Here is an 11,331-nt window from a genome sequence, read left to right as displayed (position 1 = left end):
CTGAATTCAGAATTTAATATTAAATCTGAAAGTGCCACTCCAGCTCCATACGAAATCATAAGGCCTCTTCCAGTGTGTGCAACACACTCAAAGACGTTCTTTAACCCACCCACCCTTCCAAGATAGCCCGATCTGTCAGGGGTTTCCGCATAAACACCGGCCCATCCCCTTAAAAACTTGATCTTTTCAAACCTGCTGATTCGTTTCGACAACGGCTCCCAAATATACTTAACAAATTGGCTCTTCTCATCCATTCCACCAAAACTGAATTCAAAATTATAACCATAGGGCTCATCCATATTTGAATACCCGGCTAGGATGTTTTCTCCTTCTTGATGGAAGTAAATATCAGAAGTATCAATTATCATTCCATAATTTCGTAAATCGACCTCGCGGGCAGAAATAAGCACCATCTGCCTTCTCCGAGGCATGATCTTATCATCACTTAAACCATATAACTTTGATATTGTAGGCGACCATGCACCCGAAGTGTTTATGAGAGTTTTGCACGCAAAAGTCGTTAGATCCCCATAAGATCCCTGAAAACCCTTGATAAGAATCTCTTTAACAACCTCTGAAGAGTCCCCTCCCACCTCAAAGAGCTTTCTTAAGTCGTATGCAATGACTTCAGTAACAATTTCATCTTTCACAACTACATCTTTTACGTAAATCCTATCGATGAACTGAACGCCTCTTTTCCTTGCTTCTCTTCTATAATATTCCCTCAGAGAATAGTGATCGATCAAACCTGCTTTTCTTGATATCGATAGACCCGAAACGCCTTCTAGGTTATCAACAAATGGCAGGAGGTCGGGAATCTTTTCTGTGGGATGCAGTTCAACATTCAAACCATATTCCCTGTAGAGAGGATAATTCTTCTTTATCTCAAGCCATGACTCTTCATCATGCATCCAGGAGTAGCCAAATTCCCTAAATTGGATATCATTTTTAATGGTTCTATAGAGATCAATCGAGTATTTACAGAGTTCAATGTTTGCACGATTCCGCCAGGTCGCCCTGACGCCACCAGCATTTTTAAGAGTTGAAGAATGTTCACCCTCGAGATCTAGATCGATAACACCTATGTTGACTGGCCTGCCCCTTTGCTCAAGCCCTTTGGCTAAAGCCATAGAACAGGACGATCCCAGGATTCCACCGCCAACTAATAAAAAATCAATTTTATAATCCGTCATGAATAACTTCTATGATCGAATATTACCAAATACAACTTAACAATCATTAAAACATGATCATCTCTGTAATCATTTTAAGTTATTTTTCATAATAGGAAAATTTATTATTGACTTTAACCATAATCGAATGGATTATTTCAATATTTTAAAGACTACAAAATGAGAAGCAATTCTAGCATTGCCTCAAGGAGTGCAAAGTCCTTCTTTCTTCAGGAGACTGACGGAAAGGGAAAAGGGGTTTTTACATCTAGGCATTATGAGGCAGGGCAGAAGATCCTGGATTTTAAGGGAAATATCGTCGACCTTGATGAAGTCGAGGATCACGGAAAGTATCTTCAGGTCGGAAAGCGTCTTTTTCTGGGTTCATCCGGTGAAACAGACGATCTTATAAACCATTCCTGTGAGCCAAACTGCGGCGTAGCACAATGGAATGGTAAGATCGTCCTAATTGCTATAAGGCAAATTAATCCGGAGGAAGAATTGACATTTGATTATTCAACGTGGATGGCCTACGACTACTGGGAAATGGACTGCACATGCGGAAATACCCATTGTCGTAAAAGGATTAGGGATTTCAAGTATCTTCCAGGAGAATTGAGGCAAAAATACATTGATCTCAATGTAGTTCCCGATTATGTTCTCAGAGAAAATCAATTACAAGTGAAATGTTAGTTTTTAAAAAGGACCTCATAAAGGACGTGCCTTCTGTGCAGCCAGTTTAGCACAGTGCCGCTTCTTCTGTAACGATCCAGCAATTCAAGATCCACGTCATGCATGACCAGAGTTTCAATTTACTACATAGCCACGCAGGAATTTCCAACTTTTTCTATACGGATTTTTTATGCCTTCTAATCGCTTCTTTTGTTTCCTTCACCATCTTTTCCACAGGGAATGCAAAAAGATACTGACCGCCATCATCCAGCACCTCAATCGCACGAGACGAAACCTTATCAAAGAACTGGACCTTATTTCCGTCAGTAAATAAGACCCAGTTTTGGGGTTTTTTTAGAACATCGGGCATTTTCTTCTTCAGAAAGTCAACCACCTCTCGAAAACGTTTTATCGATATCCCCCTCTTATGCAAAACGACCAGCCACCTGAGAAGGATAAAATCCTCTACCGAGTATAGCTTTGGAACCCCCCTACCCTGAGCACTCCTTATGCTTGGAACTACAAGCCCAGTGTGTTCATAATAAAAGAGCTGATCAAAATCAATTGCAACACCCTCAAGAGATTCGATCAGTTCCATTACTTCCTTACTCTTTAATCCATGAAGAACTCTCGGTTTAGGTTCCCTGGATTTTTTCCCTGCCTTTTTATCACTCACCATAATACCAGGGAATCGGGATCGATTTTTCATTTAATTCCAATACCCCTTTGCTGTAGATTAGTCTTAGTTCATATTTCTCATCGTCAAGTGCAAAAATGTTAAGGTCAAGCAGACCCTTAACCTTTTCGTTTGCGGCTGACTCGACTATGGAACTTAATTCATCCTCAGCGGGCATTTCTTCACCTTTTCGCTTAATTGTTTCTTTTATTTCCTCTCTCGTAATTTCTTTAATTATATGTTCGAACATAACCTTTGGTACAGATATCATTGCATCAGCATTTACAGCATCAATCGCATAAAATGGGTTGAGCTTTAACTGCGAACTCTTCCCATCAATATATACTTTCGCGTTAGCCATGAATTCACCATCAGGGGTAATGAGACTGAGCTTTGTAATTTCAAACCCGGCATGATCATCAGCCAGTTGAGGCAAATATTTTATGATTCCGCTCAACATTGCCAATCCCTGTTGCTGATCGGAAATTACTTCTCCACCTGAGTCATAAATCGACTTTTTTATGTCATTAAATGCTTTGGCATCGATGTTACGCACTGAAAACTCGAACGCACCCGGTCCGAATCGATTTGAGTCATTAAGAATCAGTCTATCAATACCAATTTTTTGAGAACCAATTATCAGTCCATTTTTCACCACACTCGACCATGATGACTTCAGCCCATTTAATGACAGTAATTGAATCTCATCCGAACCTAGAGAGAAATTGTGAATTTCAATATTTTTTGTGTTGAGAGATATTGAATCAAGCTGACCGTTAATCTTGTTTTCCGCATCCTCTAAATCTAAAGCAATTTCAGCGTCACTAAATGACGACGAGAAATCCTCGTCTTTAATCTCCAATCCAGGAAAATTAAGATCCATCCTTAATTTATTGCCTTTCGGAACGAAGCTTGAATTGCCACTTAAACCTTCCCAATTTAAAGACTCTTTTAAGTTCTCATGCCTGTAAGAAAAAGATTGCATAGAGATATTACTCGTACCATTCCCCCGAAACGAAAACACAGTGTCAATCTCAAGGGGAGGTAATAGCTTAAGCATATCGGCAAGTTCAGGTCGGTTATTCAGTTGACCCTTTATCTCTGTCTTGATATGAGCCAAAAAAGGTTCCAACTTTATCTCGCGCTGTGAAATACCTTTGAGAGCTATCGGTCCATGGATTACGTAATCATATTCACTCAATGTTAGGATCGGTTTATTTCCACTGCTATATTCAAAGATTGTTTCGGCATTGGAACTGAACCATCCACGATCATATTTTTTTGAAACTACCCTCAAATTACTCACATCTGCCCAATGTTCCACCCATTTGTGATAGGCATCCTCCGCCTTAATGCCAAAAACATATGTTGTGATCCCAACCGTGCAGATTAAGAACAGTACTATAATAGCCAATGCGACAGAAATCTTTCTAATCATGCCAATAATAATACAACAGTTTCTCAATCAAATTAAATTAGTTGTTAAATTTATCTGTTGAAATCGTCCATGATAAACCTTAATATCCTTGATTGAGGTCTTATGAATAACCCTGCGGATTGCTGCGGTTCTATTCATTCAATATAGTTAGGAGATCGCTTCTATATCCTCGCGATTGTACAAGCTAAATATTTCGAGGACAGAATCTTTAAAAGCAGTCCCTTCATTTATCTTACTTTTCTTTTTAACTTCTTTGTCTTGATACAAGGAAGCAATCCTTCGATCCTTCGACCCTTCGACAAGCTCAGGACTCAGGACAGGCCCTTCGACAAGCTCAGGGCTCAGGACTAGGCTACCCCTTTGTTGTCATTCCCTAACGCTACCCGACAGAGACGTTCGAGCACGGGCTTAATAGGGAATCCATATTCTTTATGTGTGGATCCCCGATAACTATCCTCGGGGATGACATAACAACTGAAAAATTTAATTCAACCACAATTCGCAAATTTTTCTATACGTCTTCCTTTCTGATTTTCTTAATACTGAAACAAGTTCAGCACAGGCCGCAATTTTTGGAATGCCGTACAAGTCCTTTTCATTCTGAAAAGGACTAATGAAAATAAATCTATTCGAGAAACTGTAAAAATTTTGTCCCTGAAATATTCGGCTTTTACAATTGCGAGATTTGCGAAGCAAATTGAAGCAATTTCCTCGATTCTTACCTGATTTGGATTCCCTCAGGGCTCCTCGCAGCATGAGAGACTGATTGTTTAGGTACTGAAAACCCGCAGCTTGTCGCAGAGTCATTCATTTTTCAATAAATTTGAAATTGAGTGAAATTGTCATTAATCTGTTTTAAAATTTTCCGTAATACTAATCGAGGGGAAATTGTAAGCCTAGCTATATGACAAAACAGCAAATATTTACAGGATTTTTTGTCCTAATATTTATTTTCTTATTCTACCTGTTTTACCAGGTACTTAAGCCATTCCTGATTTCACTTATGTGGGCAGGAATACTTGCCCTGGTTCTATACCCAATTTATGAACGCCTAAAAAGGATCCTCAAAAATAAGTCAGGTATCTCATCGGTAATCATGACATTTCTAACCGTATGTATCATTGTCGTACCATTTATTTTAATTACTGCTTCATTATCGATTGAAATCTTTGATATATACAAGTCTGCACAATCTAAAGGTGAGTTTGAAAGATTAGGAGAAATTGTTCAAAAATTTACTAATAAAGAGACGTTAAAGGATCTTATTCCCTCTGGCATTTTAGAAAAAGTGGGAAAGAATTTAGATTTAGGGCAATTGAATCTCCAAGAAATCCTTATCACAGGTCTTGGTAAGACGAGCAATTATCTACTGGGGAAATTCCAAGATATTGCTCGAAATCTAGCCAGCTTCATATTTAATTTCGTAATTATGGTCTTTGTACTTTTCTTCTTCTTTCGGGATGGAAAAGGATTCTATAAAGAGCTAATAACTCTAATACCAATGAACGAGAGCGAAAAAATCAAAATTTCGAGGATATTTTCCAATACTATAGACGGTGTGATCAGGGGAAGCCTGGCAATAGCAGTAGTCCAGGGTTTACTGGTTGGACTCATTTTCTGGATCTTGGGAATTTCATATCCGGTTCTTTCTGGAGCAGCCTCATTCATCTTGTCTATCTTACCACTCATAGGTGCAACAATCGTCTGGCTGCCCGTGAGTATTTACCTTCTGTTCACGGGAGCGATAGTAAAAGGGATAATACTGCTTCTTTTTGGTGGATTGATTATTAGTACTGTTGATAACGTGATCAGACCTCTAATAATTGGAGGAAGAGTAAGACTACCTACACTATTACTCGTACTAAGTATAATAGGGGGAATACAGTATTTCGGTTTTTCTGGAATTATACTGGGTCCAGTACTTCTCGCAGTATTCATTAGTTTTATAGAAATATATAAACAGACTTACAAAGACTTAGTCTGAACAATCAACTATGCCCATGATCGAGGATAAATTCATATCCTAACCCTGCACGTTAGACAACATGTTTTTATTAAATTTTTCATGTACCTAAGAAACGACAAATAAGTGGAAAATAAGCCACCTAATCAGGCCAGATGTTGATTGGAATTTGCTCTGCAATGGGATTCAATCAAGAATCAAATTTCATGATGACAAAATGACCAGTTAAAATGATTAGTGAATTCAAATTTTAGATTTAAACCAATTAAGGGGGTGAAAAAATGTCAGTAGATAAAACAAACAAAAGCTCCGATTCTGAAGGTAAAAACTATAAAGAGATAGATTTCGATAATGTTAGAGAAGACATCTCAAGATTACGTACAGATCTGGCGGAATTGTCAAAGCAGTTTAAAGATAGGGGCACAGGTTACGCTAAAGCCACGACCGATAGAATACTTGCATCAATTGGGAAGGAGTTAGGTGAATTCGGAGATGATAGAGATAGGGTTCTTGAAAAGTTGCGTGAAGAACTAGAAAATGCTCAAGAATTGGGCAAAAAAAAGGTAGAGAGTGTTGAAAAAAAGATTCAGGAGAATCCCTTGAAGAGCCTATTGATCGCATTTATCGCAGGGCTATTTCTTGGCAAGCTATTTGACCGAAAATAGTCATGAACGCGCTGATTAATACAATCTCCACAATGATTAAGATAATAGGCTACAGATCCTCCAGAGAATTTTCTTCTTTTTTAAATAAGTTAGTAACAAACGTGGCCATTTTAACTTTAGCCTGCATATTCGTCTTTATTGGGCTTTTGTTTATTGTCTGGGCAATTTACTTATCATTTAATTCCATTCTGAGCCCTCCACTTGCTGCTCTAGTCAGCGGAAGCGTTACAATAATCTTTTCCATCTTAATACTTTTGATCATACGATTATTAAATAGGCGCAAAGAAAAAAGAGCGATAGAAGATGGTAATATCGAAAATATCAGTCTTAAAGATTTTGGGAAAAATGTTACGTTAATCAAAGATAACCCTCTTTTATCGATAGGTTTAACAGTCATGGCTGGTTACTTGATAGGGAGTTCCCCATCTGCAAGAAGTGCTCTTGCTGAATTCATAGTTAAACTGTTGGATCAACATGTTGAAATAAAAAAATCAAAAGATTAGACTAAGAATCCATTAATTTCGCTTGAAATATATGATGAAATATGGAGTATAATCTAACTAAATTCAATATGATGATTCTATTCAATACAGTCATTTTGCCGCGTCGCTGACGTCATAAGATATGATTTAAAAGGAGGTTGACCAATGAGGAGATTACTTGCTGAATTCTGGTGGGCGTTTTTATTAAGGGGAATTCTCGCCGTAATTTTTGGTGTGGCTGCGATTATATGGCCGGGAAAGACACTTGAGCTACTGATATTTATCATAGGTGTTTATTTCTTTGCCGACGGAATAGTCATAATCTTCACGGCTTTTGGGAACAAGGAAGAGTGGTGGATGCTCTTAATTGAAGGAATCATAAGTATGTTGTTTGGAGTCGTTATTTTCTTCTTACCTGGGATCACTGCCCTAATACTCCTTTACCTAATCGCAATGTGGGCCCTATTCACAGGCATATTTGAGCTGATCACAATATTTCGCCTGCCAAGAGGGCATTCCGGTTTTTATTCCCTGGTGATAATGGGTGTTCTCTCAATACTACTGGCGATATTACTAATAGCGTTCCCTGGCGAGGGAGCTCTGGCAGCGATATGGCTTATAGGGATCTATGCCATTTTATTTGGCATTTCAACAGTTATTTTCGGTTTGAAATTACGTAGCTGGACAGAACCTTTCCAGGTAACCGAGCAACAGCTATAAAGCTGCAATTAATTCTTTGCTCAACCTGACTGCAATCACGGTAAGAAGTCTTCAAAATCGGTATAAAAATAGAGCTGTCGCATCTTAAGATTTCTGAGCACTCAAAATGACTACTTCTCAAAGTAAAAAACCCCGTGGCAGAGCCACGGGTTTTTTTAAAAATCAAAAACTAACTGCTTATGCTCATGATGCTCTATGTATCTTCTTATAACATCTGCTGTTACCCCATCCCCGACACTCCTTACAAAGTACCCATCGCTCCAAAACTCCCATCTCCAAAGTTCATCTCTCACCTCACGAAATTCTCTAAATACCTCCTCCACCCTCTTAGACAAATCATCTCTCAAAATCATCTTCCTATATTTTTGTATCCATACAAATTGATACTAAAGATCATATACCGCATGATGCGTTCTCTTTACTGGGCTCATACCCAGATTCTAAACTCTTTGTTGCCCAAAGGTCAAACCTGCTTTCATCCCCGTGGTTTCGCCACGGCGTATTCCAGAGGTGTTTTTAATAAAACTACTACAAACTTCGATCTGTTTCCGCATTCATTTCTTCTTTTTGTCTTTTAGAATCTTGAATACCTCCATCGCCAATAGTACTGTTGACCCCAAAAGAAAGAGGTAAAACCATTCCGTAATTGAGACGGGAGAGACTTGTAAAACCTTCTGCATGAAGGGAAGATACATAGCCAAAACATGAATACCCTGAGCCGCGAGTACGCCCACCACAAGAAGTACATTCCGCCTCAAGGGGACTTTAAAAGCAGACAGGTATTCCGAGCGACAATTGAAAACATGAAAGTTCTCAAATAATACCATGAGTAATAAAACCCTATTTCGAGCTGTGAATTCATCCCACCCTGATTCAAGCAACCAATACCAGGCCAAAAATGTTACCAATCCCATAGTAGCTCCTGAAGAAATCGTCTGCTGAGCCATCAACTTATTAAATATCCCCTCAGCAGGCTTTCTTGGGGGTCGAGTCATCGCTCCTGACTCACCGGCCTCGAAGGCCAATGCTACATCCTGAATACCATTGGTTACCAGATTAAGCCAGAGCAGTTGGACTGCAAAAAGGGGTAGTGGCAAATTCGCCAAAAGCGCTAACGTAAAAAGTACGATCTCAGCAGCCCCGGTAGAAATGAGAAGGTAAGTGACCTTGCGTATATTATCATATGCAAATCTCCCTTCTTCTACCCCAGCCACGATCGATGCAAAGTTATCGTCAGTGACTATAATCGAAGCTGTATCCTTGGCCACATCCGTTGCTGAACCCATGGCCACACCAATATTTGCCTTCCGTAGCGCGGGAGCATCATTAACTCCGTCACCCGTAACAGCAACAAAATGACCCAATTTTATCAACGCATCTACAATATCGAGCTTCTGCATCGGAGTCACTCTGGCAAAGACACGTACCGATTTTGCCATCTCAAGAAAATCGGGGACCTCTGGAGACCCAATTTCAGTCAACTGATGTCCGCTTACAATATCTTCCCAAGAATGGGCAATGCCCAATTCACGTGCGATAGCCAGGGCTGTCGCAGGGTGATCCCCTGTAACCATTGCTACCTCGACCCCTGCTCGCTTACACTTTTCCACCGCTTCTTTTACCTCAGGACGCAGAGGATCTATAAAACCGACCAAACCGAGTAGTGTAAGGGGCGGGATATCCTTTTCTTCAAAAGTTGTAAGTTCTACACCATCTTTCACCTGTCCGGAGGCTATGGCAAGCACCCGATATCCGTTTTCTGATAAAGACAGGGCCTCTTTTTCAATCATTTTTGAATTGATCCACTCGATTCTGTCAGCGACCCGAATAGTCTGACAAAATGGAAGGATTGCCTCTATAGCACCCTTTACAGCAACCTTTACTCGACCTTCTTCACCATAGAAATTGGCTGCATATCTTCTTTCCGATTCAAATGGTATCTCTCCCACGGTTTCAACTTCACGTCTTACAGAGTCAGGATCGATCCCTAACTTATAACCAAATGCCAAAAGTGCGACATCAATTGCATCGCCATGATGTTTCCATTGCCCGTTATCACGAAGAAGGCTCGCTTCATTACACAGTGTCGACACCTTTGCTATTTCCTCTAATTCGGATCTTGCCTCATCGGCAAGGCCATTCCCGATGTCTGCGAATACCTCTCCTTTGCCAACGTATCCTTCCCCTGAAACTTTAAATCGCTCGCCAGACGGAAAGGCAATCAATTTAACCGTTTGTTGATTGACAGTTAATGTGCCCGTTTTATCGCTGGCGATGTAAGTACAACTTCCCAGGCCCTCAACAGCGGTAAGTTTACGCACAATGACATTTCGTCTCGCCATGCGGTTTACCGCAATGGATAACGCGACCGTCATTGCCACAGGAAGCCCCTCGGGGATTGCAGATACCGCCAAAGCTACCGCCATAAAAAAAACCTCTATATACGGGATCCCCTTAGCTATTGCTATGATCGCAAGCAATGCACTCGCTCCCACAACAACAAAGCTTATCTTTTTGGCAAACCTCTCCATCCTGATTACCAAAGGGGCTTTAGTCATCTCCAAGGATGTAACCGTTTTAGCGATCTTACCTACTTCTGTATAAATACCGGTAGCTACAACCACTCCCATACCGCGTCCAGCAGTTACGGTGGATGCGGCGAAGGCCATATTTGAACGTTCGCTTACCGGCGAATCCTCGCTCAATTGACCTTTCCTTTTCTCTATAGCAAGCGATTCCCCTGTCAAAAGCGATTCATCAATGGTCAGGTTATTTACCTGTATGAGTCGAAGGTCTGCCGGAACCTTATTGCCTGATTCCAATAGGACGATGTCACCGGGAACCAGTTCCTCGGCTTGAATCTGCCTTTCAACGCCTCCACGCCTAGCCCTGGCGAATATTTTAAGAAGACTGTGCAGCGCTGCGGCGCTTTTTTCTGCTTTCCACTCCTGATATGTACCAAGCCCGGCATTAAGTAGAATCACAACAAATATGAATAAAGCGTCGGTGAATTCTCCGATAAGTATAGATACGATCCCAGCAACCAATAAAATGTAAATCAATGGACTTAAAAACTGATGCAGCGCTATGGCTCCCAGAGTAGGCGGTTCCTTATGTGGAAGTACGTTCTTACCGAACTCTTCCTGCCGCTCAATTACCTGGTCATTATTGAGTCCGCCGATAGTGGATTGGGTTTTTTTAAATACCTCTTGTTCTGATATCCAATGCCAAGCAATGACCTGATTTTTCTCTTGATATAGCATTTCTTTCGCCATCTTTTTCAACCGCTTTTATTTAATAGCCAAATTACTCCATTTTGATTTCTGCCAAGGGATGGTCAGAAGAGACTGACTCAACCAACTACTAAGCTGTAGGTGTGCCGAGCGATCATTAGCTCCTCGTTGGTCGGAATCACCCAGACTGATACAGACTGTCATCTCGGCTAATCCTCGGCCCGCCCCTTAGGTTAGCAGCCTCATTAAGGCGAACTCCCAGCCACTCTGCATCCTGACAGACTCTCGCTCCAATGGCAGAAGAATTCTC

At 40.6% G+C, this 11,331-nt stretch carries 10 protein-coding genes and 1 pseudogene; 5 read left to right on the top strand and 6 right to left on the bottom strand.

Annotation, left to right across the window (positions count from 1 at the left end; all coding sequences use genetic code 11):
- The coding region (locus tag VGA95_12585; GenBank protein ID HEX9667376.1) for an FAD-binding oxidoreductase at nucleotides 1–1,193 on the bottom strand (1,193 nt) is incomplete at its 3' end.
- Nucleotides 1,194–1,352: 159 nt separating this feature from the next.
- Here VGA95_12585 and VGA95_12580 point away from each other — a divergent pair.
- Complete coding sequence (locus tag VGA95_12580) at nucleotides 1,353–1,865, top strand: SET domain-containing protein-lysine N-methyltransferase (protein ID HEX9667375.1); 513 nt, start codon at nucleotides 1,353–1,355, stop codon at nucleotides 1,863–1,865.
- A 154-nt stretch (nucleotides 1,866–2,019) separates the two neighbouring features.
- On the opposite strand, the gene VGA95_12575 is transcribed toward VGA95_12580, so the two are convergent.
- Together VGA95_12575 and VGA95_12570 are read right to left on the bottom strand one after the other, a co-directional pair.
- Nucleotides 2,020–2,553 carry a MerR family transcriptional regulator gene (locus tag VGA95_12575; GenBank protein ID HEX9667374.1) on the bottom strand — a complete coding sequence of 178 codons (534 nt, stop codon included), beginning with the start codon at nucleotides 2,551–2,553 and terminating at the stop codon, nucleotides 2,020–2,022.
- Nucleotides 2,513–3,958, bottom strand: a complete 1,446-nt coding sequence (locus VGA95_12570; protein ID HEX9667373.1) for a DUF945 family protein — start codon at nucleotides 3,956–3,958, stop codon at nucleotides 2,513–2,515. Before VGA95_12570 ends, VGA95_12575 begins: the two co-directional genes overlap by 41 nt.
- A gap of 904 nt (nucleotides 3,959–4,862) precedes the next feature.
- Here VGA95_12570 and VGA95_12565 point away from each other — a divergent pair.
- From VGA95_12565 to VGA95_12550, 4 genes are all read left to right on the top strand, one after another.
- Complete coding sequence (locus tag VGA95_12565; GenBank protein HEX9667372.1) at nucleotides 4,863–5,942, top strand: AI-2E family transporter; 1,080 nt, start codon at nucleotides 4,863–4,865, stop codon at nucleotides 5,940–5,942.
- 260 nt (nucleotides 5,943–6,202) lie between these two features.
- Nucleotides 6,203–6,586: a hypothetical protein gene (locus VGA95_12560; GenBank protein ID HEX9667371.1), complete on the top strand. Its 384-nt coding sequence runs from the start codon at nucleotides 6,203–6,205 to the stop codon at nucleotides 6,584–6,586.
- A gap of 32 nt (nucleotides 6,587–6,618) precedes the next feature.
- The gene (locus VGA95_12555; protein ID HEX9667370.1) at nucleotides 6,619–7,089 is read left to right on the top strand and encodes a hypothetical protein; all 471 of its coding nucleotides are present in this window, start codon (nucleotides 6,619–6,621) and stop codon (nucleotides 7,087–7,089) included.
- Nucleotides 7,090–7,233: 144 nt separating this feature from the next.
- Nucleotides 7,234–7,788, top strand: coding sequence for an HdeD family acid-resistance protein (locus VGA95_12550; GenBank protein ID HEX9667369.1), 555 nt, complete (start codon nucleotides 7,234–7,236; stop codon nucleotides 7,786–7,788).
- Nucleotides 7,789–7,943: 155 nt separating this feature from the next.
- Here VGA95_12550 and VGA95_12545 read toward each other — a convergent pair whose 3' ends face one another.
- From VGA95_12545 to VGA95_12535, 3 genes and pseudogenes are all read right to left on the bottom strand, one after another.
- On the bottom strand, nucleotides 7,944–8,135 hold the full coding sequence (locus VGA95_12545; protein ID HEX9667368.1) for a transposase: 192 nt from the start codon (nucleotides 8,133–8,135) through the stop codon (nucleotides 7,944–7,946).
- Between the two features lie 207 nt (nucleotides 8,136–8,342).
- A complete protein-coding gene (locus tag VGA95_12540) occupies nucleotides 8,343–11,063 on the bottom strand; it encodes an HAD-IC family P-type ATPase (GenBank protein HEX9667367.1) in 2,721 nt (906 codons plus the stop codon).
- Between the two features lie 77 nt (nucleotides 11,064–11,140).
- Nucleotides 11,141–11,331, bottom strand: a pseudogene (locus tag VGA95_12535) (acetate kinase).

This window comes from Thermodesulfobacteriota bacterium (assembly GCA_036397855.1).
GTDB lineage: Bacteria > Desulfobacterota_D > UBA1144 > Nemesobacterales > CSP1-2 > DASWID01.
This window is presented reverse-complemented; position numbering and strand designations above follow the sequence as displayed.